Raw genomic sequence first — 24,376 nt, 5'->3', positions numbered from 1 at the left:
GGCCGCTCAAAGTGCAAGCGCCGCCAGTTGGCGATGATCGGAGCTACACCGCCGTTTGGTGTCGGGGAGCGGATCGTGATCAGGATATTCCACCATTATGTGTCTAAAATAGCCTTCATGCTGTTGTTGCTGGAGTTGCTGGTACTGTTGACGGCCGCCGTGGCCAGTGCGCCGCTGTGGCTCAAGGGACGGCATGGCGGCGACCAGCTGTACCTGCCGGCGCTGGCGTTCGCGCTGGTCATGGTGCTGAGCATGGGCACGCTGGGCATGTACCAGCACAATCAATCCAGGGAAGACATCAAGAGCACCTTGCTGCGCATCCTGCCGTCGTTCGTGCTGGGCTTTGGCTTGATGAGCTTGCTGTCGAACATGCTGCCGGGCGCGCAGTTCGGCCGCGTCGGCAGCGTGGTGTTCGTGCTGGGCGGGGCGGCGGTGCTGCTGGCGCGGCTGGTGGTGTTCACCTCCGCGCAGTCGAGCATGCTGGAACAGCGCCTGATCGTCATCGGCGACGGCGCCACCGCGCGCGAATGCCTGGAGCTGGGCGCCAGCAGCGTCGGCTTCCATGCGTTCAAGGTGGTCGGTTTCGTGCCGGTGGCCGGGGAAGTGTCCTGCGTGCCGGACTCGCTGCTGCTGCCGGCCGACCTGTCGCTGCTGTCGCTGGCGCGGCGCTATGCGGCCGACGAGATCGTGGTGTCGGTCGGCGACCGCCGCAATGGTGCGTTCCCGGTTCGGCAATTGCTGGAGTGCGCGCTGGGCGGCGTGCCGGTGACCGACGCCGCCACCTTCTTCGAGCGCGAGGCTTGCCAGATCCGGGTCGACTCCTTGCAGCCGAGCTATCTGATCTTCGGCGGCGGCTTCGACCAGAGCTTGCTGCGGGCGGCGGTCAAGCGCGCGTTCGACCTGGTGGCCAGCGGCGCGATCTGCCTGGCGGCCATGCCGGTGATGCTGCTGACGGCGCTGGCGATCCGTCTCGAGGATGGTGGGCCGGTGTTTTATCAGCAGGAGCGGGTGGGGCGCGACAACCGATTGTTCAAGGTGCTGAAGTTCCGCAGCATGCGGCCCGACGCCGAACAGGACGGCACGCCCAAGTGGGCGGTGCTGAACGATCCGCGCGTGACCATGGTCGGCCACTGGATACGCAAGCTGCGCATCGATGAGCTGCCGCAGATGTTGAATGTGTTCAAGGGCGAGATGAGTTTTGTCGGACCGCGCCCGGAGCGGGCCTATTTTGTCGAACAGTTGCGCGGCGAAATAGCCTACTACAACGTGCGTCACAGCATCAAGCCTGGCATCACCGGGCTGGCGCAAGTGCGCTACAGCTACGGCGCCTCGGTCGAGGACGCGCTGCGCAAGTTGCAATACGATTTGTATTATGTGAAAAACAACAGCCTGTTCCTCGATTTGCTGATCCTGATCGACACGGTGCAGGTGGTGCTGTTCGGCAAGGGCGGGCGTTGATGTCCTGGTCGCTGGTGGCCGGCTTTAGCTACGGGCTGGCGGCGCTGGCGTTTGCGTTGTTGGCGGCCTTGCTGCTGCGCGGCGGTTGGCGGCAGCGCGGCCATGCGGGCGCCTTCGGGGCGGCTTGCGTGGCGACGGCAACATGGGCGGCGCTGGCGGCCGCCGGATCGGCCTGGCGCGCCGGCCTGCTGGCGGCGATGGATGGACTGGAAGCACTGCGCACCACGGCCTGGCTGGCGTTGCTGTTGGTATTGTCCGGCGGCGGTGCGCGGCGGCGCGGCTGGCTGGCCGCGGTGGGCGTGCTGGCGGTGCTGGCGTGGCTGGCGGCGGCCGACGGGCGGGCGTTGGCGGCGATCGTCATCCGCCTCGGGCTGGCGGTGCTGGGCATGCTGCTGGTCGAGCATCTGTACCGGGGCACGCCGCCATCCTCGCGCTGGGGCATCAAGTTTGCCTGCCTGGGCGCGGGCGCCCTGTTCGCCTACGACTTCTACCTGTACAGCGAAGCGCTGCTGTTTCATCGCGTCAACGATGAGATCTGGGCCGCGCGCGGCGCGGTCAACGCATTGAGTGTTCCCTTGTTGGCCCTGGCGGTGGCGCGCAACCCGGTGTGGACCGCAGGCTTGTCGCTGTCGCGCCAGATCATGTTCGGCTCGGCGGCGCTGCTGGGTTCGGCGCTGTACCTGATGGCGATGGCGGCCAGCGCCTGGTATCTGCGCTACATCGGCGGCGTGTGGGGTACTTTGATGCAGCTGGCCTGCCTGTTCGGGGCGGCGCTGTTGCTGTCGGGCGTGCTGTTTTCCGGCACGGTCCGCTCGCGGCTAAAGGTCTTCATCAGCAAGCACTTTTATCAGGGGCGCTACGACTACCGGCGGGAATGGCAGCGCTTTACCCACGCGCTGGCCGAAGACAGCGCGGCGCTGCCGCAGCGGGCGATCCAGGCGGTGGCGGAATTGGTCGAGAGCCCCGCGGGGCTGCTGTGGCTGCGCCGCGAAGGCGCCGACTTCCAGGCGGTGGCGCGCTGGAACATGCCGCTGCCGCAGGCGGTGGAAGCGGCCGACGGCGCACTGTGCACGTTTCTGGCGGCGCGCGGCTGGGTCATCGATGTGGCCGAGTGGCGCGACCATCCGCAGCGCTATGGTCTGGCGGCCTTGCCGTCCTGGCTGGTTGACGCCGACGCGCTGCGGCTGGTGGTGCCGTTGATGCTGGAACGTAGCCTGTACGGCTACATCTGCCTGGCGCCGCCGCGCGCCAGGCTGCTGTTGAATTGGGAGGTCTGCGACGTGCTGAAAATAGCCGGCCGGCAGGCGGCGAGCTATCTTGCACATCAGGCATCGGCCAACAGCCTGGCGGTGGCGCGGCAGTTTGAATCGTTCAACCGCATGTCGACCTTTGTCGTGCACGACTTGAAGAACCTGGTGTCGCAGCTGTCGTTGCTGTTGGTGAATGCCGAACGACACCAGGCCAATCCAGCGTTCCAGGAAGACATGCTGGAAACGCTGGCCCATACACTGAGCAAGATGAAGTCGCTGCTGCTCAAGCTGCGCCGCGACGAGGTGGCCGAGCAGGCCGCGCCCCTGCAGCTGGAAACCCTGCTGGAGCAGCTGATGCGCGGCTACGCGCAACTGGAACCACGGCCGGCGCTGGAGTTGTGCGCGGACGGACTGGTGGTGCTGGCCAACCGCCAGCGCCTGGAACGGGTGATCGGCCACCTGATCCTGAACGCGGTGGAAGCGACCCCGCGCAACGGCCGCGTGGCCATGCGCCTGCTGCGCGGCGATGCCGCCGCCGTGATCGAACTGAGCGACACGGGCCACGGCATGAGCGAACAATTCATCCGCGAGCGGCTGTTCCAGCCGTTTGAATCAACCAAGCGCGCCGGCATGGGCATAGGCGTGTTCGAGAGCCGCGAGTATGCGCGCGAAATCGGCGGCCGCCTGGAGGTGAGCAGCGTACCGTCGCGCGGCACCACGTTCCGCCTGGTCCTGCCGCTGCATGTGGATGCGGCGGCAGCCTGATCGCGAGAGGAGTGACATGGGAAAAAGTAAATTGCTGGTGGTGGAAGACGATGCGGGCCTGCAGAAGCAGCTGCGCTGGAGCCTGGATGCCTACGAGGTGGTGCTGGCGCACGACCGCGAGTCGGCGATGTCGCAACTGCGCCGGCACCAGCCGGCGGTGGTGACCATGGACCTGGGCTTGCCGCCCGACCCGGACGGCGCGCGCGAAGGCTTGGCCTTGCTGCAGCAAATGCTGGCGGCGGCGCCGGATACCAAGGTCATCATCCTGTCCGGCAACCAGGCCCGCGAGCACGCGCTGAAAGCGATCGCCATGGGCGCCTATGATTTCCACCAGAAGCCGCTCGACGCGGACACGCTGTCGCTGGTGGTGGCGCGGGCCTACTACCTGCATGCGATGCAGCAGGAAAACCGTCGCATGCTGCAGATCCAGTCGGACTCGCCGCTGGCCGGCATCATCAGCCGCGACCCCGGCATGCTCAAGGTGTGCCGCAGCGTGGAGCGGGTGGCGCCGTCGTCGGCGACGGTGATGCTGCTGGGCGATTCGGGCAGCGGCAAGGAGTTGATCGCGCGCGGCCTGCACCGCCTCAGTGCGCGGCACGACAAGCGCTTTGTCGCCATCAATTGCGCCGCCATCCCCGAGCAGCTGCTGGAAAGCGAACTGTTCGGCTACGAAAAAGGCGCGTTCACCGGCGCCCAGCGGCAGACGTTGGGCAAGCTGGAACTGGCGCACGGCGGCACCTTCTTCCTGGACGAGATCGGCGACATGGCGATGCCGCTGCAGGCCAAGCTGCTGCGCTTCCTGCAGGAACGCGTGATCGAGCGGGTGGGCGGACGCAGCGAGATCAGCATCGATGTGCGCATCGTCTGCGCCACCCACCAGAACCTGAAGGCGCTGGCCGAAAGCGGACGGTTTCGCGAGGACCTGTTCTACCGGCTCAGCGAGATCGTGCTGTCGATACCGCCGCTGCGCGAGCGCGTCGGCGACAGCGCCTTGCTGGCGCACCATTTCAAGAACAAGTTTTGCGCCAGCGAGTCGCGCTCGGCCCTGCATTTCAGCCCCGAGGCCCTGGCGGCGATCGAGGCCTATCCCTGGCCGGGCAATGTGCGCGAGATGGAGAACTGCATACGGCGGGCCGTCATCATGGCCGACGGTCCACAGATCACACCGTCGGACCTGGGCCTGCCTGACAGCGCCGCCGCCGAAGCCAGCGTCAACCTGCGGCAGGCGCGCGACGCCGCCGAGTACAAGGTGATGGTACAGGCGCTGGCGCGGGTCGACGGCAACATCGTCAAGGCCGCCGAGTTGCTGGGAGTCAGCCGGCCGACCCTGTACGACCTGATGAACCACCACGGCCTGAAGTAGCGCCTACTCGGCCTCGCGCCACTGGCCGGCGGCGGTCAGCTGGTTTTTCAGGCCCGGCAGCGGGAAGCCCAGGCCATAGGCCTGATGGGCGCTGGCGCGCGCCTGTTGGTAATCCTTGCGCTTGAGGTAGAGCAGGCCGAGGTTGTAGTGCGTGGTGGCGTTGCCTGGCTCCAGCCGGACCGCCTCCTGCAGCTGCTCCAGCGCGGCGTCGGATTGACCCAGTCCCAGCAGGTAGCCGCCGAACAAGGCGTGGACCCTGGCGTCGTCCGGACGGAAGCGCAGCGCGCGATCGAAATAGCAGCCGATCGAATAGCGGGCGCCGTAGGGCTTGGGGGTCTTGTCGCGCAGCGCCAGCTTGCTCATCGCGGCCAGCGCCCGGTGGTGGTTGGGGAAATGATCGAGGGTGTAGCCGATGTCGGCGCCCAGCGAGCCGGTTGCGCCGCGCACCAGCCGTTCGACTTCCGGCGTGAAATGGTATTGCTCGACCACGGTCAAGCCTTCGCGGTCAGTGGGGTTGGTGTAGTCGCCGCCGGGATCGTGGCGGACATAGGTGCCGCAGTCCTCGCCGATGGGGACTCGCGGCGCGGCAGCGCTTCCCGTTGCGATGGCGAGCAGCAGGGGAATGGTCAGATGTGCTGATGGTTTCATTTCATGTCCTGGTGGGTGGCGTGGTCCAGCAGCGTGGCCAGTTGGCCGGTGCGGGCGGCGCGCGAGTGGCCGTCGATGACGGCGCGCGCGGCCAGCGGTGCTTGCTGTGTTCGGCACAGATGCAGAAAGCGCATCAGGGCGGCGGCGATGTCGTCGGCGTTGTCGAGCTGGCCGATGGTGTCGATGCCGGCGGCGCGCAGCGTCGCCGCCGTGTCGCCGGCGGCGTCGGTCAGCGCCAGCACGGGGCGGCGGGCGCGCAGATATTCGTACAGCTTGGCCGGGATCTGGCTGTTGCAGTTGGCGGCCTGGAGCAGCAGCAAGCCGTCGGCGTCCAGCATCTCCGCCAGCGCGGCGTGGTAGGGCTGCGGCGGCGCCAGTTCGACCAGCCCGGCCACGCCGGGGTGGTGCTGCATCAGCGCGCGCAGGTGGTCATCGTGGGCGCTGGCGCGCAGCAGCAGGCGAAAGGTTTCCGGCGCGATGCGGCGCTCGGCCGCCAGCCTGGCCAGCGCCGCAAACAAGGGGGCCGGGTCGCGCTCGGATGGATAGATGACGCCGCTGTGCAGCAGCTTGAACGGGCTGCTCCGCGCCGGCGCCGGCGCGGCCGCTTCGGCGATGCGGAAGCTGGCCTCGTCGTAGCCGTTTTCGATCAAGGCCAGGCGGCGCGCGTCGGTGTGTGGATGACGCAAGCCGAGCTCGCTCAGGGCGCCGGGCGTGGTGCAGACCACGGCTGCCGCCCGCCGCATCGATTGGCGCTCGATCCAGGCGTGGATGCGACGGCGGCGCGGATCGGGCGGGTAGTCGTGATCGACCATCGGGTCGCGCTGGTCGGCGATCCAGGGGAGGCCGGTGAGGCGGTGAAGGCTGAGCGCGATCAAGTGCGCCGTGGCGATGGGATAGCTGGACCAGATGGCGTCCGGGCGGTGCTTGCGGATCAGGCGCAGGCCGGCCGGCACCGCGCCCAGCCACCAGGAAATCCAGCGGTCCGGCTGGGCCAGAAAGTCCGGGTAGCGCCCGCGCAGCGCCAGGTGGCGGGAGCTATCCAACGCGAAGCTGCGATGCACGGGCACGTCGCGGCCGTCCGGGACGGCGCCGACGTCCTCGTAGGCGCGCGGATGCACCGTCAGCACCATCGGCTGCCAGCCGAATTGCGGCAGGTGCCGGCTGAACGCCAGCGTGCGGTGGATGCCGCTGCCTCCGCACAGCGGCGGGTAATGATAGGCGATCATCAGCACCCGCTTCACCATGACGCCAACCAGTCGGCGCAGGCGGCGGCCACGTTGGCGCGCCAGACCTTGCTGGAAAAAGTGTGGTTGGCTTGCGGAACGTGGACCAGGCGCACCCGTGGGCCGTCGAGCAGCCGTCGCCAATGCGTCTGGTGGTCGTACAGCGCCGAGAATTCGCGCGCGCCGAGGTCGGCGCCGCTGAGCACGATCAGGGTGCGGCCGTGGAATTGATGCAGTGCGCGGTAGAGCCGCTGCGGCAGCGAGGCGTCCGTTGTGGGCACCTGTCTTGCCGTGGAAGCGAGCGCGATGAAGGAGCGCAAGCTGCGCCTGAGCTGCACGGCGCCGCCCTTGAGCTTGAGCCAGAAGTCGCGCTCCAGCAGTCGCTGCACGTAGTAGTGCCTGAGCGTGGCGCGCGCGTTGCCTTGCTCGGTGCGCACCCAGGGATTGAGCATCACCAGCCCGGTCACGCGCGGATCGCGCGCGGCGTGGCGGGCGGCCGCGGTGGCGCCGTCGCACAGCCCCCACAACACCAGCTCGCGCATGGCCGGCAGCTTGCTGAAGAACTCGGCGATCGCGGCGTCCAGGTCGTCGTCCAGCTGTTCGAAGTGGCGTGGCTCGCCTTCGCTGTCGCCCATGCCGCGGTAATCGAAGCGCATGACGGGGATGCCGGACGCCGCCAGTTCCTGCGCCAGCAACACGAAATGCCGATGGCTGCCGATGCGGTATTGCGGCCCGCCGGTGATGATCAGAACGCCGCGCGCTTGCGGCCGCTCCGGCAGGTGCAGGATGCCGACCAGCGAGCAGTCCTGGCAGGGAAAGTGCAAGGCCAGGCGTTGCCAATTCATGCTGGCCCCGCCGGCATGGCGGCCAGTGTCGCGCTGATCAGGGCGGGCACTTCGGCGATCTCGGGCGTGGACCAGAAGGGCGCTCCGGCCAACGGGAAGGCATCGACATGCGCACCGGCGCCTTCCCAGCGCTCCAGCAGCAAGGCCGATGCCGGCTGCAAGCCGACCGGCTGGGTCGGCGCGGCCAGTTCCAGCCATTGCACCGGGCAGGCGGGACGGCTGCCGGCCTCGGCGTTCCGGATGGCGTCGCACAGTTCGGCGGCCAGTGTGTAGCCGGCTACTTCATCCGTCTCGGCTGTCTCGCCGGCGCCGAATAGCTTGGCCGCGTTTTGCAGCCGCATGAACTGGTGCAGGTGCGGGCGTCCGCTGACCACCGCCTGCCACAGCACCAGGCCGGCCGGCGTCGGCCGGGCTTGCTCGGCGAACTGCAAGGCCAGCAAGGCTCCCAGGCGCAGGCCCCACAGATAGGCTGGGCCGGGGGAATGTTCGGCCAGCCATTGCCAGCCCAGCGCCAGGTCGGCCAGCCAGATATCCCAGCGCGCATCCGAGAAATCGCCGCTGCTGTCGCCGCAGCCGTACAGATCCAGTTGCAGCACGCCATAGCCGGCGCCGGCGTAGGCGCGGGCCTGGAGCGCGGCCATGCGCCGGCTCTTGTTCAGCTCTTCGGCAAAAGGGTGGACGTAGAGCAGCGAGCCGCGCACCTCGGCGCCAGGGTGCGGCGGGTAATAAAGGCAAAAACGGTCACCCGCGCCCGCCTTGAGAAAGAAGGGCAGCGCGTGGCTGCGTTGCGCGTAGCCGTTCACGCCAGCTTGCCCTGCACAAATGCCGACAGTGTGCCGACGGTGGCGAAATGGCGGGCATTGATCTCATCGTCGTCGACAGTGATGCCGAATTGCTGCTCCAGCGCCACGATGAGGTTGACGACCGCCATCGAATCCAGCTCGGGCACACTACCCAGCAACAGGGTGTCTTGATTGAGCTGTATTTTCGCCAGGCCCAGCGTGGCGCGCAAGGTCTGGCAGACTTGATCTATTACCGGCATGGCGGCTCCTCAGGTAAGGCACTGGTATCGAACAGTAATTGTGGACAGTTGCCCACGTCGCGCGACAGGTGCACAAAGGGCGCCTGGCTGGACCACATCCATTGCCAGCGGCCGCAGCGCAGAAAAATGGCGCTGCCCATGGGCACCACGCCGATGCGGGCATGGGCGCGCAGCGACGCCGGGTTGAAGGCGGAAATGCGGCTGCACGTCCAGCGTACGCCATGCTGGCGCAGGTGGCGGCGCGCCGCCTCCCACAGGCGGGGAAAGACCCAGCCCAGGCGTTCCTCCGGCCGAATCCAGATATCGAAATCCCAGGATGCGCGCGTACTGGCCAAGCGGTAGCGGACCCGCACTTCATCTTCCAGGTAGGCATCCGATATCAACCAGAGAAATCCGGCCAGCCGTCCCTTGCGCCAAGCGGTCAGGCTGTGCGCGCCTTGTGCATGGCGTTGCCTGACCACGTATTCCGGACGTGGATAGTCAGCCGGCGTGAGGTCGGCGGCGGCGTGGCTGCGGATATCGATGTCCTGTCCGCGCGTGCCGCACAGCGGGGTGTCGCCAACGTACTGGGCCACAAAATGGTAACGGTACAGCGCCCACGAGCCGGCGCTGGCCGCGTCCAGCACCTGGGCGATCCAGTACAGCATGGCATTGAGCCAGCCCAGTTGCAGATAAGTGTGACGCAGGCCAGTAGTCATCGCGGCGGGACAGGTTGGAAGCGGAATACCGATTAGAACCCGCACACAACACGGCGAGTTTGACCCAGCACAAGCGGGCTGCATGCTTGAGCCACATCAAGGAGTCGATGCCGATTTCTCTCAATCATAGAGGGCAGTCTATCTATGGGATATCGCTATGACGCAGCTAGTTCACGAATTCATCTTTCAGTCGGCGCAGCGTGAACCGCGGCGCCAGGCGCTGTCGTACCAGGGTGTCGGGCTGAACTACGTCGCGCTGGCGCAGATGGTGCAGCTGGCCGCCGGCGCCTGGGTCCATCATGGACTGGGACGCAGCGAACGGCTGGCGGTGTTCATGGAAAAACGCGAGGAAGCGGTGGTGGCCATGTTTGGCGCGGCGGCCGCCGGCGCGGTGTTTGTGCCGGTCAATCCGGTGCTGAAGCCGGAACAGGTGGCGCACATCCTGGCCGACTGCGATGTGCGCATCCTGGTCACCACGCGCGAGCGCTACGGCCTGTTGGCGGCGGCGCTGGCCGCTTGCACGGGCTTGCGCAAGGTGGTGGTGATCGGTTCGATGGAAGCGCTGACGCCGCCCGACGACGTGCAGCTGCTGTCGTGGCGCGAGTGCATGCGCGAGGCGCCGCAGACCGCGCTGCATGCCTGCATCGACAGCGATGTCGCCGCCATCCTGTACACCTCGGGGAGCACCGGGCGGCCCAAGGGCGTGGTGCTGTCGCACCGCAATCTGGTGGCCGGTGCGCTGAGCGTGTCCTCGTATCTGGTCAATACGCCGGAGGACCGCATCCTGTGCGTGCTGCCGCTGAGCTTTGATTATGGCCTGAGCCAGCTGACCACGGCGTTCGCCGTGGGCGCCTGCGCGGTGTTGCTGAACCACCTGTTGCAGCGGGACATACTCGACGCCGTTCAACGCGAGCGCATCACCGGCCTGGCCGCCGTCCCGCCGCTGTGGATGCAGCTGGCGGACCTGGACTGGCGCCATGCGCAGCGGCTGCGCTACATCACCAATTCCGGCGGCGCCATGCAGCGCCATACGCTGGCAACGCTGCGCAAGGCCCTGCCGTACACGCAGATCTACCTGATGTACGGCCTGACCGAGGCGTTCCGCTCGACCTTCCTGGCGCCCGAGCAGCTGGACCGCAGGCCGGATTCGATCGGCAAGGCGATCCCGAATGCGGAAATCATGGTGCTGCGCGGCGACGGTTCGGCCTGCGCGCCCAATGAACCGGGGGAGCTGGTGCACCGCGGCGCGCTGGTGGCGATGGGTTACTGGAACGATGCGCAGCGCACCGCCGAACGTTTCCGTGCCTTGCCCGACCGCCTGGGCGGGCTGCCGGTTCCCGAGCTGGCGGTGTGGTCCGGCGACACGGTGCGCTGCGACGACGAGGGGTATTTGTACTTCATCGGCCGCAGCGACGATATGATCAAGACCTCGGGCTATCGCGTCAGTCCGACCGAAGTCGAAGAAGTGGTGTACGCCACCGGCATGGTGGCCGAAGCCGCCGCCATCGGTGTGCCGCATGCCACCCTGGGACAGTCGATCACGGTAGTCGCGGCCACCTTGCCGCAGGGCGCCATCGACAGCGCGGCCCTGCTGGCGGCCTGCCGCCAAGCCTTGCCGGCCTACATGGTGCCGGCCGCGATCGAGATCCGCGGCGTGCCCTTGCCGCGCAATCCGAACGGCAAGATCGACCGCAAGCTGTTGGCCGACCAGTTGACCGGTGCGGGAGGCCAGTCGTGACGGCGCCGGACGGGCTGCCGCGCCATGCCGAAGCCCAGCAGTTTCCGACGCTGGATGACGTGCTCCAGATCGGCGGCATCCTGCTGACGCGCCTGGCGGAGCGGGTGGGGCGCACCCCCTTCTACGCATACGAGCGGCGCCACATCGCGAGCCGCGTCGGCTTGCTGCGCCAGGTGCTGCCACGGGGCGTGCAGCTGCACTACGCCGTGAAGGCGAACCCGATGCCGGCGCTGGTGCAGTTGATGGCGGGGCTGGTCGATGGCTTCGACGTCGCCTCGGGCGGCGAGCTGAAGGTCGCGCTGGATGCCGGCATGGCCGCCGAGCGCATCAGCTTTGCCGGGCCGGGCAAGCGCGACGCGGAATTGCGCTGCGCGGTGGCGGCCGGCGCGCTGCTGCATCTGGAGTCGGAAAGCGAAATGGAGCGCCTGGCGCGCATAGGCAGCGAGCTGGGCATGACGCCGCGCGTGGCGGTGCGGGTCAATCCGGATTTCGAATTGAAGTTGGCCGGCATGAAGATGGGTGGCGGAGCGCGCCCGTTCGGCGTTGACGCGGCGCGGGTGCCGGCGATGCTGCGCAGGCTGGCGCAGCTGGAACTGGATTTCCACGGTTTCCATTTGTTCTGCGGCGCCCAGAACCTGTCGGCCGCGGCGCTGTGCGAGGCACAACGGCTGAGCGTGGAGCTCGCCCTGCGCCTGGCGGACCAGGCGCGCGTGCCGATGCGCATGCTCAACATCGGCGGCGGCTTCGGCGTGCCATACTTCCCCGGCGAACGGGCGTTGGCGCTGGACGCCGTGGCCGACGGCCTGGCGCAGTCGCTGGACTTGCTGCGCCGGGGCTCGCCCGATACCGAACTGATCCTGGAGTTGGGGCGCTATCTGGTGGCCGAGGGCGGGATCTATGTCTGCCGCGTGCTGGAGCGCAAACGCTCGCATGGACAGACCTTCCTGATTACCGACGGTGGCCTGCATCATCATCTGGCGGCGTCGGGCAACTTCGGCCAGGTGATCCGCAAGAACTATCCGGTCGCGATCGGCAATCGCATGCAAGGCGCAGCGCTGGAGACGGTGTCGGTGGTGGGGCCTTTGTGCACACCGCTCGATTTGCTGGCCGATCGCATGGAATTGCCGCGCGCCGAGGTGGGCGACCTGGTGGTCGTGTTCCAGTCCGGCGCGTACGGGCTGACCGCGAGCCCGACCGCCTTCCTCAGCCATCCCTTGCCGCTGGAGGTGCTGGTATGAGCGGCCTGTGCGGCTATCTGGCCGCGACCGACAGCGGCGGCGTTCAGCATACGCTGGCCGGCATGGCGTCGCCGCTGGCGCGCTTTGACGACAGTCCGATCCGCATGGTGGCGGCGCCGCGCGGCGGCGTGGCCGTGGCCGCCGCGGCCGACAGCGTCAGCCTGCATGGCGCCGGCGGCGTGCTGGTCGCCGTCTGGGGGCGGCCCCTGCTGAACGGCTGCGGCGAAAACATCGCGGAACGCTTTGCCGCGCTGTGGCTGATCAACGGCGCCAAGGCTTGCGCGGCATTGTCCGGTCCGTTCGCGGTGTGCGCGATGGCCGACGCGGGCGGGCAATTGTTGCTGGCCATAGACCGCAGCGGCGTGCACGCCATGCACTACCAGCAGGTGTCGCAAGGCGTGTTGTTTGCTTCGTCGGCGGCCGCATTGCAGGCCCATCCACACGCGGTGTCGACGCTGGACCCGCAGTCGCTCTACAACTATCTGTATTTCCATACGGTGCCGGCGCCGCGCACGGTGTATCGCGGCCAGCGCCGCCTGCAGCCCGGCGAATATGTGCAGTACCGGCACGGCCACCTGGAGACCGGCGACTATTGGAAGATCGAGTATCAGGAACAGTCGGCCATTCCGTTCGGCGAGCTCAAGCGGCAATTCCTGGCGACGCTGGAGAGTTCCGTGCGGCGTTCGGCCGATGGCGCCAGGACCGGCGCCTTTCTCAGCGGCGGCACCGACAGTTCGACCCTGGCCGGCATGCTGGCCAAGGTCAGCGGCCGTGCGCCGCCCACCTATTCGATCGGCTTCGACGTGGCCGGCTACGATGAGATGCGCTACGCGCGTATCGCCGCCCGTCACTTCGGCACCGATCATCACGAGCTGTATGTGACGGCGGGGGACGTGGCGGCCGCGATACCGCGCATTGCCACCGCCTCGGACCAGCCTTTCGGCAATTCGTCGGCGGTGCCGGCCTACTATTGCGCCAACCTGGCGCGCACCGACGGTGTGACCCGCCTGCTCGGCGGCGACGGCGGCGATGAACTATTCGGCGGCAACGAGCGCTATGCCGATCAGGCGGTGCTGTCGCGCTATGAACAATTGCCCTCGGCATTGCGGCAGGTGGCGCTGGAACCCTTGCTGTTCGGCCTGGCCGGCAAGCTCGACCTGGCGTTGCTGCGCAAGGCGCGCAGCTATGTCACGCAGGCGGTGGTGCCGATGCCGGCCCGCCTGGAAACCTATAATCTGTTGCACCGTTACGGACCGGCGGCGGTGTTGCACGCCGACTTCCTCGCCGGCGTCGACGAGCGGGCGCCCGGCGACCAGATGAGTAAGTGCTACTGGCAGAACAAGGGCCTGAGCCAGATCAATCGCATGCAGACGCTCGATCTGCGCTACACGCTGGCCGACAACGATTTGCGCAAGGTGCGCCTGGCCTGCGAGCTGGGCGGGGTCGATGTGGCCTTCCCCTTCCTCGACGACGAGATGCTGGCCTTTTCCGCGCGGCTGTCGCCCAGGGATAAGCTGAACGGCACGCAGCTGCGCTACTTCTTCAAACGCGCGCTGCGCGGCTATCTGCCGACAGCCATCCTGCGCAAGAAGAAGCACGGTTTCGGCTTGCCCTTCGGCCATTGGCTGCAGCGGGATGCTGGCTTGCAAAGCCTGGTGCTAGATAGTCTGAGCGACCTGAAGAAGCGCCACATCATCCGCGAGGACTTCATCGAGCACCTGATGCACGGCTTGCTTGCCGAACACCCCGGCTATCACGGCACGATGGTATGGGTGTTGATGATGCTGGAGCAGTGGCTGGCCAAATCAGGCGTGCCGGCTGGCAAGTAGCCTGAACAGAAAACGCAGTCGGTCCGGCTCCCACGGCGTGTAACGCGGCAGTTGCAGCGGATCGCTGGCGGCATGCGCGACGCCGGCTTCGGTGCTGACCGCCGCTGTGAAGCCGAGCTTGCGCGCGAGCTCGACATGGCGCTGATTGTAGTCCACGCCTGGCTTTCCGTTGGGGTAGGCGAACAATGTGACCGGCGCCTGGATCAGGCCTTCGAGCGCCGACTTGCCGCGGGCCATGTCGGCCTCGGCCGCTGCGTCCTCTTGGCGCGCCAGGATGGGATGCGAGGCGGTGTGGCCGCCGATTTCCATGCCGGCCGCATGCAGCGCGCGCACTTGCCTGGAGTCCATCATCAACTGTTCCCGGCGCACCGGGGCCAGGCGGCGCGCCAGCGCCTGGCGCTGTGCGCTGGGCAGGTATTTGAGCGCCGCCAGCAGCTGCTCGATGGCCTGCTGTTTGTGGCGCGTGGTGTGCAGCAGCAAGGCGTCGCATCCCGGCGCGCCGGAGTGCAACACATTCTGCCGGGCCTGCCGTATGCAGGCGATCACGTCGTCGTTCCACATCTGGCCGCCGTCCAGGTAGTCGCTGGCGATGAAGAACGTGGCGCTCAGCCCGTGACGCTGCAGGATCGGCAAGGCATGGGTGACGTTGTCCGCATAGCCGTCGTCGAAGGTGATGCAGGCGGCGCGCGCGGGCAGGGTGCCCAGGCGCAGCTGCTCGCTGGCGCGTCCGAGTGGCAACACGCGAAAACAATGCTTCAACATGGCCATGTGGCGGTCGAAGCGCCGCGCGTACGGCAACTCCGGCAGCAGGGGATCGGCCTGCGCCAGCACACGATGATAGACCAGGATCGATAGGCGGTGGTTCATGACTGCCCGATCGCCGGCTGGCGGTTGTCCAGGCCGCTGTGCACGCTGGGGCGGACGGCGTGTTGTCGTTGCGCGACCAGTGCGCGGGTGGCGACGATGATGCCCATCAAATAATAGGGGACGTCGAAATAGAGCAGGCTGAGGAAGGCGCCGCCGACCGCGAAGCCGACCAGGCTGGCTTGCACCATGGTGGCGAGCTGCTGCGCCCATTCCAGCTCCGGCTGGTCGCGGCTGTGGCGCACGATCCAGGCCGCCGAACGCCATGTCAGGCCCAGCAGCAGCAGGTATAGCGCCAGGCCGACAAAGCCGTGCTCGCCCAGCGCCTGGAAATAGATGCTGTGGGCGGCGTGGACGTCGTGCGGATTGGGTGCGTAGAGAAAAAAGGTGGCCGGCTCGGCGATCTCGAACCCGCCGCCGAAGAAGCGGTCCTTGGCCAGGTTCCACGCCATGTACCAGGCGTTGATGCGGCCCATCGCGGACTCGTCTTGCTGGTAGGCGCCGATGCTGTCCATGCGTTCGGTCCAACGCTCGGGCATGAACAGCAGCGCGAGCGGGGCCAGCAGCGCGATCAGGATGCCGGCGGCGAATTTGTGGCGGCTCTTGAGCCACATCATCATGATCATGGCGGCGATCGCCAGCAGCCCGCCGCGCGAGTAGGACCCCAGCGCCGCCATCGCGCTGAGCAGCATCATCGCGCCCAGGCCATGCCGCAGCCAGCGCTTGTCGCTGCGTAGTTGCAGGTAGCGCATCAAGGGGATGGTCATGATCAGGGCCAGGGCGATTTCGTTGTTGTCGCCGATGAAAGTGCCTTCCGGCCCCCAGACCCGCTCGCCGCCGCCGGTGCGCAGTGTGAAGAGGCCGCCCTTGACGCCATAGAAGCCCAGCGACATCACCAATACCCACAGCAAGCGCTGGATGTCGTCGCGATGACGTATCACCATCATGGTGACCAGGCTCATCAGCATGATCTTCATGACTTTGCTCCATTGCACATAGGCAAACGCGGGGAACATGGCGAACAGGGTCGTGACGTTCATCCACAGCACCAGCGCGATCAAGGTGAAGGTGACGCCCGAGACCGGCAGGGTCTTGGCCAGGCGCGAGATGGCGACGCTGAACAAGGTCGTCACCGCGACGATAAAGGCGAAGGGGAACGTGGCGGCGAAGCCCCAGCTTTGCGTGTGCGGATTCATCACACTGATCCATACCCACATCAGCACACCGTTGACGGGATTGCGCAGGATCAGCGGCAGGCTGCCGAAGACGATAAGGGTGATCAGGATGTCGCGCATGGGCAATGGAACTCGTTGATGCGGCTCAACGATGCATTTGAGCCTGTCATTACACTGGATTGTCACGTTCTGCAATCTTAGGATATGGGAGATGCGCCCTTGTTGACCGTTCTCATGGCGACCTACAATGGCGCGCAAACCCTGCCCAAAGTGCTGGATGGCTATTGCCGCTTGCAAGCACCAAGCCAGGCCTGGCGCTTGGTCATTATCGAGAATGGCAGCAGCGACGGCACCGGTGCCCTGATTGCGCAATATCGCGAGCGCCTGCCGCTGCATCTGCTGAGCACGCCAGACAAGGGCAAGAACGCGGCCCTGAACCTGGGCGTGGAATGGGGCTTGCACCACTGCGACGGCGACGCCCTGTTCATTTTCAGCGATGACGACGCCACGCCCGCGCCGGATTGGCTGCTGCAATGGGAGCGCTGCGCCACCGCGCATGCGGACTACGCGGTGTTTGGCGGGGCGATCGAGGCCGATTGGGCGCTTGCGCCGCCCGAGTGGCTGCCGCGCCTGGTGCCGGTCGGGCTGACGTTCGGCCTGACCGCCGGCGCGCTGGCCGAGGGCCCGGTCTTTCCTGGTCTGGTATGGGGCGCCAACATGGCGGTGCGGCGGGCGGTGTTCGATGCCGGCTATCGCTACGACACCACGATCGGTCCGAATGGCGGCGCCTATGCCATGGGCAGCGAAACCGAGCTGACCCGCCGGCTGGCGTTGGCAGGCTACCCGGCCTGGTTCTGTCCCCATGCGAGGGTGGCGCACCACATCCGCGCGCATCAGTTGACGCAAGAGTACGTGCTCGACAAGGCCTGGCGTTTCGGTCGAGGCAAGTATCGACAAGACCGGCCGGGCACCTTCCCCGAGTGGTCGGGCGTGCCGCGCTGGATGCTGACGCGGTTCGCGCTCGAATGCGTGGGCTATCTGCGCGCGCGCCTGCTGGGCGACGCCGACGCGCAGTTCCGGCGGCGCTGGGAACTGGCTTTCCTGCGCGGCTATTTCTTCGAGGCCAGGCGGGGGCGCGGCGAGGCCCGCAAACGGGTGCTGATTACCAGCTATTCCGGCGAACTTGGCGGGATGGAAATGCGCATGGCGCAGGAGTTGCGTTACCTGCGCCTGGCCGGTGTCGACGGCAGCCTGGCGCTGCGCCGCTTCGCCGGCATCGAAGCCTGGGCAGGACGGCTGGCGCACGAGCAGATCGTGGTGGCGGAATTCGATCCGCCGGCCTTCTTCGAGCAATGGTCCTGGCGCCGCTGGAACTTGCTGCGGGCCAGGCTGGGCGCTGCGCAGCGGCTGCGCGCCTTTCGCGCCGACCTGGTGCATATCGCCTGGTGCTGGACCAATTACGGCGCCTCCGCCTTATGGTTGGCGCGGTACTGCCGCCTGCCGGCCGTCATCAGCGTACACAATGCTTTCCCGGCGGCGGAAATCAGCGACTGGCACCGGCCCTTGCTGCACCAGGCTTTTGGCGCGGTGCGCGGGGTCTACGCTGTGTCGCGCTCGGCGATGGCGCATTTCATGGCCATCTATCAGCCGTATTTGCCGGCGACCGCGCGCGTGGCCGTGATCCCCAACTGTGTCGACACCGATCGTTTCAAGCCGGGTGCGGAACTGCGCCGCGCCGCGCGCCAGGCGCTGCAGCTGCCGCCGTCCGCGCTGGTGATCGGCGTCGCCGCCCGCCTGTCGGTGCAAAAGCGGCCTCATCTGCTGCTCGACCTGTTCGTGCTGCTGCGGCAGCGATTTCCGCAGTTGTATCTGGTCCTGTTCGGCAGCGGCCCGCTTGAAGCGGGGCTGCGGCGGCAAGTGGATCTGTCCGGATTGGCGCCGTATGTGGTGTTCACCGGCTTCGTGCCGGACCTGGAAAAACTGCTGCCGGCGCTGGACCTGCACGTCCTGATGAGCCGGAACGAAGGCTTTGGCATCGCGACCATCGAGGCGATGGCGTGCGGCGTTCCCGCCGTGGCGACGGATGTGCCGGGCAGCGCGGACATCCTGCGCGACAGCGGCGGCGGACTGCTGGTGCCGCCCGATGATATCAAGGCGGCCGCGGCCCTGGTGGGGGAGTTGCTGGACCAGCCGGACCGGCGCGCGGCCATGGGACGCCAGGCGCGCAAGGAAGCCGTCGAGCGCTACAGCCGCGCTGTGGTGGGCCGGCAGGTGCTGGCCTTCTACGACCAGCTGATGTGAGGCGGCGCCATGCAGCCGCGTATGTCCTTCCTGGTCTCCTTCGCTGAAAAGTACACACTGCTATTGGTGAACACGGCCGGCACGATGATACTGGCGCGGCTGTTGACGCCGGCCGAGATCGGCGTCTACGCGGTCGGCGCCGTGCTGGTCGGACTGGCGCAGGCGGTGCGGGATTTCGGCGTCGGGCCATACGTGATCCAGGAGAAGCAGCTGAACGAGCAGAAATTGCGGGCGGCCCTGGGCACCAGCATCCTGGTGGCCTGGTCCCTGGCGCTGGTGGTGCTGCTGAGCAGTGGCGTGGCGGCCAGGTTTTATCGCGATCCGCGACTGAGCTCAGTGTTGCAGCTGCTGTCGATCAACTTCCTGCTGATACCGTTCAGTTCCCTGGCCTTGCCCTGCTTGCGGCGCCAGATGCGCTTCTCGGCCATCTTCGCGATCAACACCGCCAGCAGCAGCGTGCAGTTGCTGGTCTCGGTGGGACTGGCCTGGCTGGGGCATAGCTATCTGAGCCTGGTTTGGGGCGCGGTGGCGGGCACGGCGGCGGGGTTGCTGGCAAGCGTATGCTGCTGGCCCAGTGGCTTGCCCTGGCTGCCCGCGCGGCGCGGCATGGCGGCGATCCTGTCGTTTGGCACCATCTCCACCGCCGGCAGCGTGATCGACGAACTGGGCGTGGCGGCGCCGGACCTGATCGTGGGCAAGTTGATCGGCGTCGCCGAGGTGGGCATCTTTGGCAAGGCGCAAGGCGTGTTGAACGTGTTCAACCAACTGGTTACCAGCGCCATCTCGCCCGTCATCTTTCCGCTGTTCTCGGACCAGGCGCGGGCCGGCGGCGACCTGCGGCAAGCCTACCTGACCACCGCCAGCTACGTGACCGTGCTGGCCTGGCCCTTCTTTGGATTTGTGGCGATTTCGGCGCCGGCAGTGGTGCGCCTGTTGTATGGCGCGCAGTGGGATGCATGCGTGCCGTTGATACGCATCATGTGCCTGTCGAGCGCCTTATATAGCATGTTCAGCATGGCGCGCTATCTGTTCGTGGCGATGGGCGCGGTGCGCACCCAGGCCAAGCTGGACGCCTTGTCGGCGCCGGTGCGGGTGCTGGCCGTGCTGCTGGCCGCGCCGCTGGGGCTGGAGTGGGTGGCCTGGGCGGTGGTGCTCGGCGGCGTGTTCAGGAGCATCTGGACCTTCCGCTACCTGAGGCAGTTGGCGGCATTGCAGGCCGGCGCCTTGCTCGGTGCGCTCAGGCGCAGCGCCTTGGTCGCGCTCAGCAGCCTGAGCGGGCCGCTGCTGTTGTTTGCCTGGCATCCGCTGACGCCGGAGCGCGCGCTGTACCAATTGTCGATGGCCGGCCTGCTGGCGCTGCCGCTGTGGCTGGCGGCCATCCTGCTTTTTCAGCACGAGCTTGCCGCCGAATGCACCTTGGCGGGACGCAAGGTCTGGGCCAGGCTAGTCAAATAGGGAGCACTTTATGCGTGTAGGTATGCTGTCGTATCCCATGCTGTTCCAGCGCGAGGGTGGGTTGCAGGTGCAGGTGCGCGCCACCATGCGCGCCCTGCAAGAGCGATCGGCGCCCGGCCTGGAGGTGGCGCTGGTCGACGCCAACCGGGAGCGCCTGGATCAGTTCGACCTGATACATGTTTTCTCCGCGATCAACGGCAATCACCGCCTGGTGGAACTGGCGGTCGAGCTCGGGGTGCCGGTGGTGTTGTCGTCGGTGCTGTCGCCGGGGTGGGGGCGGCTCGATGGCATGCGTGCCCGGCTGGCCGACCGGCTGACCGGCCGCCTGACCGGATGGAACGTGCAAACCAGTTACGCGCAAACCAAGTGCGCCTTGCAACTGGCGCACATGGTGATTGCGCTGGGCGCGGCCGAACGCGACGCGATCGTCAGCGCGTTCCAGATCGCCGAGGCGAAGATCCGTGTGCTGCCGAATGGCATCAGCCCGCACTTCTTTGGCGCGCGGCAGGAAGAGTTCCGGCGTTGCACCGGGTTGTGCGGGCCATTTGTGCTGATGGTGGGGGCCATTTCGCCCTACAAGAACCAGCTGGGACTGGTGCGGGCGCTGGCGTCGACAGCATTGCCGGTGGTGCTGATCGGCCGGGCGCAGCGTCAGCACCAGAACTATCTGCAGCAATTGCTGGCGCAGCCGCGGGTACGTTGGCTGGGCCAGCTGGAGCATGACGATCCGCTGCTGGCCAGCGCCTACGCCAGCGCCTCCGTGCTGGCCCTGCCCAGCCAGGGCGAGGTGTTTCCCTTGTCGGTCTTGGAGGCGCTGGCGGCCGGCACGCCGGTGGTGATGACCGATGAGAGCGCGCTCAGCCTGCCCGACAGCGCCTTCGCGGTAAAACAATTGCCGTGGGACGATACTGCCGGATTGCGGCTTGCCGTGGAGGGCTTGCTGGCGCATCCGCCGGACCGCGCGCAGGTGCGCGCCCTGGTCGAACGGTTCAGCTGGCAGCGTGTCGCCGAGCAGATGGTGGCCTGTTATACCGAGCTGTATCACAGGACGCGCCGCGAGCAAGAGGCGCGCCGTGCTGTTTAATTCCTTCAGTTTCCTGTTCCTGTATTTGCCGGTGGTATTGGCCGGCTATTACTTGCTGGCGCGTATGAACCCGCCTTGGGCGATCGGCTGGCTGGCGCTGGCGTCGCTATTCTTTTACGGCTACTGGGACTTGCGGTATCTGCCCTTGCTGATGCTGTCCATCCTGTTCAATTATTGGGCCGCCAGCCGCATGCAGGCGGCGGTCCGGCGCCGGCGCTGGCTGCTGCCGGCGCTGACGGCCAACCTGGCCTTGCTAGCTTACTTCAAGTATGCGAACTTCTTCATGGACAACGTCTATGCGTTGACCGGTGCGCCTGCGCGCGGATGGGAGGTGTTGCTGCCGATTGGCATTTCCTTCTTTACCTTTACGCAGATCGCCTTCCTGCTCGATTGCTACCGGGGCAAGGCTGGCGAATACCGTTTCGTGCACTACGCCTTGTTCGTCAGCTATTTCCCGCATCTGATCGCCGGGCCGGTGCTGCATCACAAGGAAATGATGCCGCAATTCGAGCGCCCGCCGGGCTTGAATGCGGCCGATGTCGCGGTGGGCCTGTCGATCTTCGTGCTGGGCCTGGCCAAGAAAGTGCTGCTGGCAGATCCGCTATCGACGCTGGTGGGGCCGGTATTTGCCGCCGGTGCCCATCCGCAGCTGGTGGAGGCGTGGATCGGCACGCTGGCCTACACCATGCAACTCTATTTCGACTTCTCCGGTTATTCCGATATGGCGATCGGCCTGTCCCGGCTGTTCGGTGTGAAATTGCCGCTAAATTTCAACTCTCCCTACCAGGCGCGCAACATCGGTGAGTTCTGGCGGCGTTGGCATATGACCTTGTCGCGCTTTCTGCGGGACTATCTGTATGTGCCGCTGGGCGGTAATCGCCATCACCGCTATCGCAACCTGATGCTGACCATGCTGCTCGGTGGACTATGGCATGGCGCTGGCTGGACGTTCGTCGTGTGGGGCGGCTTGCACGGCGTGTATCTGGTCGGCTATCGCGGCTGGCTGGCGCTGGCGGGCGAAGGACCGCCGCGCTGGTGGGGCAGGTGGCTGACCTTCCTGGCCGTGGTGGCTGCGTGGGCGGTGTTCCGGGCGCCTGACCTGACGACCGCCGCCGGTATCCTGGGCGCAATGGCCGGAGCGAACGGGGTGGCCCTGCCGAGTGGGCTGGCTGGCTATGCGTCCTACTTGCCCGCCGGTCTCAGTTTTTCGGGCATCCGCTGGATAGATTTCGGCGGCAGCGCGGTGCCGGTGCTGATGCTGGCGATGGTGCTGGCCTTGATGGCGCCGAACACGCAGGAAATCTTCCGCCACTACGCGCCGTGCATTGAACAGTTCTTTGCCGCGCCGCGACGCTGGCACTGGACCTGGCGTCCACGCCGGGCATGGAGCCTGGCGTTTTCCCTGTTGTTTCTCGGTTGCCTGTTCAGCATGAACCGGGTCAGCGAATTCCTCTATTTTCAATTCTGATCATGAGCCAGCAAGCCGGCGCCGAATGGCGCAACTATGTCAGCGTATTTTGCGCCAGCAGCGTCCTGGTGATCGCCGCGGTCACGGGCTTGAATTACGCGGTCGATCCGTATCTGACCCATCAATGGCAGACGCCGCGGCTTCAGCAACTGCGGCCGGGCAGGGAAAAGCTCAGCGCCTGGGGCAAGACCTATGCCTTGGCGAAATTTAAGCCCGTGGTGCTGTACGTCGGCAATTCCCGCACGGAACTGGGCTTGCCGACCAGGGCTGCGCCGTTTGCCGACCAGGACGTGTTCAACGGCGCGCTGTCCGGTGCCTCGCTGGGTGATGCGATGGCAATGGTGGACCATGCGGCACGGGTGGGGCGGCTGAAAACCCTGGTGTGGGGCATCGACGCACCCTCGTTCACGCTGGAGGTCGGTAATACGGACTTCGACCGCGAACTGGTGGCAGACGGGCCCTTTTATTTGTGGCGGCGGATGTTGATCAATGCCAGGCGGGCCCTGGCCTTTGACATGACGGCCGATTCCATCCGTGTGCTGCGCGGGACCTTCGGCAGCGTTTGCCATTCCAGCCTGGCGTCGTTCGGGCAGCGCGACGACGCCTGCGTGCACGAACGCATCGAGGGACTGGGCGGGACCGGTGCCGCCATCGTTCCGCGGGTGCGGGAGTTCCTGCGCGGCGCGGGGCCGACGGACGAGGCGATGCGGGCGCTGGACCGCAGCATGGCCGAGCTCTGCAAGGCCGGAACCCGGGTCCGCCTGTATCTCAACCCCACCCACGCGATGACCGTCGACGCCTTGTACTGGTCCGGCAAGTGGCGGGCCATGGAAGCCTGGCAACGATCGCTGGCGGGCATGGGGCAACGGTATCGCGCCGTGGGCTGCGATCTGCGCATCGTTGACTTTTCCGGATTCAACAGCGTAACGACCGAGGCCATCCCGCAAGTGAGCAAGCAGCCCGCCATGCAGTACTACTGGGAGACTTCGCACTATCGCAGCAAGGTGGGCGACATAATGCTGGCGCGGATGTTTGGCGGCGGCGACGTGCCGGCCGATTTTGGTGTCGAGCTCAGTCCGGACAAGCTGGACGGGCATCAAGCGGCGATGCGCCTGGCGCGCGAGCGCTATCACCGCTTCCACCCGGTGGAGATCGGGATGGTGCGCGCCGTCGTCGCAGAACGCTAGCCCTTGCGCAGGACCGCGCATCCTTTTTCGCAGGTCTGCTGGGTGTATGCCAGTTCCGGAAACGCCTGTCGCCAGCGCTGCAGAATCTCCTGCTCGTCCGGCCGCGCGGCGTCGTCCAGGAAGACGGCGGCGCCGGCACGCAGGCGCGGGAATAGCAGCGGCCCGGCCGGGAAGCGCGCCAGCGGGCGGGTCGCCTGCGGTGGGCCGTCGATCACCAGCAGGTCGACGGCCAGCGGCTCGGGGAGCCGGGCCAGATCGTACCAGGGCCAGGCCTGTCCATCGATGTCGTGCGGCGTCAACGGCGCGTCGATCACGGTGGCCCAATCCTGCAGCCCGTGGCGGCGCAGCTGGGCGCGCGTCTGCGCGGCGAAATGGCGGTCGTGCTCCAGGCTGTAGACTTTGCCGCCTCCATTCAACTGCATGCAGCGGGCCAGCACCAGGGTGGAGATGCCGCTGCTGCATTCCACCACCGTCGCCTGCTGCAAGGAGCGCGCATGGCGCGCCACTTCCAGCAGAAAGTCCGGCGACGCGGCCCAGCCCCGCGTCGGCGGCAAGCTGTGTTTCAGATCGAGTTCGACGTACAGGCCTTGCAGGGCCTCCAATTGACGGAACAAACCGGCCTGGTCGTTGCGATGCTGGTCGCGCACATCGTACAGCAGCACGTGCACGTGGCGCAGCTTGTGTAGCGCATACAACGAGACCGCCAGCAGCAAGGCCAGCGCGGGGAAGGCGAGTAGGGACATGA

General features: G+C 66.7%; 20 protein-coding genes. 11 read left to right on the top strand and 9 right to left on the bottom strand.

Features of this window, described 5'->3' with window-relative positions; all coding sequences use genetic code 11:
- The first annotated feature begins 75 nt into the window (after positions 1–75).
- Genes KVP70_RS13095 through prsR form a run of 3 tightly spaced genes read left to right on the top strand, consistent with a single transcriptional unit; the run spans position 76 to position 4,836 of the window.
- A complete protein-coding gene (locus tag KVP70_RS13095; protein ID WP_217942669.1) occupies positions 76–1,458 on the top strand; it encodes a TIGR03013 family XrtA/PEP-CTERM system glycosyltransferase in 1,383 nt (460 codons plus the stop codon).
- Complete coding sequence (gene prsK / locus KVP70_RS13090) at positions 1,458–3,473, top strand: XrtA/PEP-CTERM system histidine kinase PrsK (RefSeq protein ID WP_217942668.1); 2,016 nt, start codon at positions 1,458–1,460, stop codon at positions 3,471–3,473. The genes KVP70_RS13095 and prsK overlap by 1 nt, the downstream gene beginning before the upstream one ends.
- Before the next feature lie 16 nt (positions 3,474–3,489).
- Positions 3,490–4,836 (top strand): PEP-CTERM-box response regulator transcription factor, encoded by a 1,347-nt coding sequence (prsR, locus tag KVP70_RS13085; protein WP_217942667.1) that lies wholly within the window; start codon positions 3,490–3,492, stop codon positions 4,834–4,836.
- Positions 4,837–4,839: 3 nt separating this feature from the next.
- Here the strand turns inward: prsR and KVP70_RS13080 are convergent, their stop codons facing one another.
- Genes KVP70_RS13080 through KVP70_RS13055 form a run of 6 tightly spaced genes read right to left on the bottom strand, consistent with a single transcriptional unit; the run spans position 4,840 to position 9,292 of the window.
- Positions 4,840–5,484 carry a tetratricopeptide repeat protein gene (locus tag KVP70_RS13080; protein WP_217942666.1) on the bottom strand — a complete coding sequence of 215 codons (645 nt, stop codon included), beginning with the start codon at positions 5,482–5,484 and terminating at the stop codon, positions 4,840–4,842.
- On the bottom strand, positions 5,481–6,710 hold the full coding sequence (locus KVP70_RS13075) for a glycosyltransferase (protein ID WP_229224792.1): 1,230 nt from the start codon (positions 6,708–6,710) through the stop codon (positions 5,481–5,483). Before KVP70_RS13075 ends, KVP70_RS13080 begins: the two co-directional genes overlap by 4 nt.
- An 11-nt stretch (positions 6,711–6,721) precedes the next feature.
- Positions 6,722–7,552: a hydrolase 1, exosortase A system-associated gene (locus KVP70_RS13070; RefSeq protein WP_217942664.1), complete on the bottom strand. Its 831-nt coding sequence runs from the start codon at positions 7,550–7,552 to the stop codon at positions 6,722–6,724.
- Positions 7,549–8,355 (bottom strand): hydrolase 2, exosortase A system-associated, encoded by an 807-nt coding sequence (locus tag KVP70_RS13065; protein WP_217942663.1) that lies wholly within the window; start codon positions 8,353–8,355, stop codon positions 7,549–7,551. Before KVP70_RS13065 ends, KVP70_RS13070 begins: the two co-directional genes overlap by 4 nt.
- Positions 8,352–8,594, bottom strand: a complete 243-nt coding sequence (locus KVP70_RS13060; protein WP_217942662.1) for an acyl carrier protein — start codon at positions 8,592–8,594, stop codon at positions 8,352–8,354. The genes KVP70_RS13065 and KVP70_RS13060 overlap by 4 nt, the downstream gene beginning before the upstream one ends.
- Positions 8,585–9,292: a GNAT family N-acetyltransferase gene (locus tag KVP70_RS13055; RefSeq protein WP_217942661.1), complete on the bottom strand. Its 708-nt coding sequence runs from the start codon at positions 9,290–9,292 to the stop codon at positions 8,585–8,587. The genes KVP70_RS13060 and KVP70_RS13055 overlap by 10 nt, the downstream gene beginning before the upstream one ends.
- Before the next feature lie 157 nt (positions 9,293–9,449).
- Here KVP70_RS13055 and KVP70_RS13050 point away from each other — a divergent pair, with 157 nt between their 5' ends.
- The 3 genes from KVP70_RS13050 to KVP70_RS13040 are packed head-to-tail and all read left to right on the top strand — an operon-like array spanning position 9,450 to position 14,097.
- Complete coding sequence (locus KVP70_RS13050; RefSeq protein WP_217942660.1) at positions 9,450–11,030, top strand: acyl-CoA ligase (AMP-forming), exosortase A system-associated; 1,581 nt, start codon at positions 9,450–9,452, stop codon at positions 11,028–11,030.
- Positions 11,027–12,268, top strand: coding sequence for a pyridoxal-dependent decarboxylase, exosortase A system-associated (locus tag KVP70_RS13045; protein WP_262311686.1), 1,242 nt, complete (start codon positions 11,027–11,029; stop codon positions 12,266–12,268). Before KVP70_RS13050 ends, KVP70_RS13045 begins: the two co-directional genes overlap by 4 nt.
- Complete coding sequence (locus tag KVP70_RS13040) at positions 12,265–14,097, top strand: asparagine synthetase B family protein (RefSeq protein ID WP_217942659.1); 1,833 nt, start codon at positions 12,265–12,267, stop codon at positions 14,095–14,097. The genes KVP70_RS13045 and KVP70_RS13040 overlap by 4 nt, the downstream gene beginning before the upstream one ends.
- On the opposite strand, the gene KVP70_RS13035 is transcribed toward KVP70_RS13040, so the two are convergent.
- A complete protein-coding gene (locus KVP70_RS13035; protein WP_217942658.1) occupies positions 14,074–14,964 on the bottom strand; it encodes a polysaccharide deacetylase family protein in 891 nt (296 codons plus the stop codon). The genes KVP70_RS13040 and KVP70_RS13035 overlap by 24 nt on opposite strands.
- Positions 14,961–16,256, bottom strand: coding sequence for a putative O-glycosylation ligase, exosortase A system-associated (locus KVP70_RS13030; RefSeq protein WP_217942657.1), 1,296 nt, complete (start codon positions 16,254–16,256; stop codon positions 14,961–14,963). The genes KVP70_RS13035 and KVP70_RS13030 overlap by 4 nt, the downstream gene beginning before the upstream one ends.
- A 99-nt stretch (positions 16,257–16,355) precedes the next feature.
- Between KVP70_RS13030 and KVP70_RS13025 the strand changes: the two genes are divergently transcribed.
- From KVP70_RS13025 to KVP70_RS13005, 5 genes are read left to right on the top strand one after another with little or no spacing between them, the layout of a single operon-like run.
- Positions 16,356–18,437, top strand: coding sequence for a glycosyltransferase (locus tag KVP70_RS13025; protein ID WP_229224791.1), 2,082 nt, complete (start codon positions 16,356–16,358; stop codon positions 18,435–18,437).
- Between the two features lie 9 nt (positions 18,438–18,446).
- On the top strand, positions 18,447–19,892 hold the full coding sequence (locus KVP70_RS13020) for a lipopolysaccharide biosynthesis protein (protein ID WP_217942656.1): 1,446 nt from the start codon (positions 18,447–18,449) through the stop codon (positions 19,890–19,892).
- A gap of 10 nt (positions 19,893–19,902) precedes the next feature.
- Entirely contained in the window at positions 19,903–20,976 is a 1,074-nt protein-coding gene (locus KVP70_RS13015) for a glycosyltransferase family 4 protein (protein WP_229224790.1), read from the top strand.
- Positions 20,966–22,444, top strand: a complete 1,479-nt coding sequence (locus KVP70_RS13010) for an MBOAT family O-acyltransferase (RefSeq protein ID WP_217942655.1) — start codon at positions 20,966–20,968, stop codon at positions 22,442–22,444. Before KVP70_RS13015 ends, KVP70_RS13010 begins: the two co-directional genes overlap by 11 nt.
- 2 nt (positions 22,445–22,446) lie before the next feature.
- The gene (locus KVP70_RS13005) at positions 22,447–23,631 is read left to right on the top strand and encodes a hypothetical protein (protein WP_217942654.1); all 1,185 of its coding nucleotides are present in this window, start codon (positions 22,447–22,449) and stop codon (positions 23,629–23,631) included.
- Here KVP70_RS13005 and KVP70_RS13000 read toward each other — a convergent pair.
- Positions 23,628–24,374: a class I SAM-dependent methyltransferase gene (locus KVP70_RS13000; RefSeq protein ID WP_217942653.1), complete on the bottom strand. Its 747-nt coding sequence runs from the start codon at positions 24,372–24,374 to the stop codon at positions 23,628–23,630. The two genes, KVP70_RS13005 and KVP70_RS13000, sit on opposite strands and share 4 nt — an antisense overlap.
- Positions 24,375–24,376: the final 2 nt, after the last annotated feature.

It is taken from the genome of Duganella violaceipulchra, from assembly GCF_019166075.1.
GTDB lineage: Bacteria > Pseudomonadota > Gammaproteobacteria > Burkholderiales > Burkholderiaceae_D > Rugamonas > Rugamonas violaceipulchra.
Note: the sequence above shows the minus strand (reverse complement) of the source record. Positions and strands in the feature narration are given on the sequence as shown.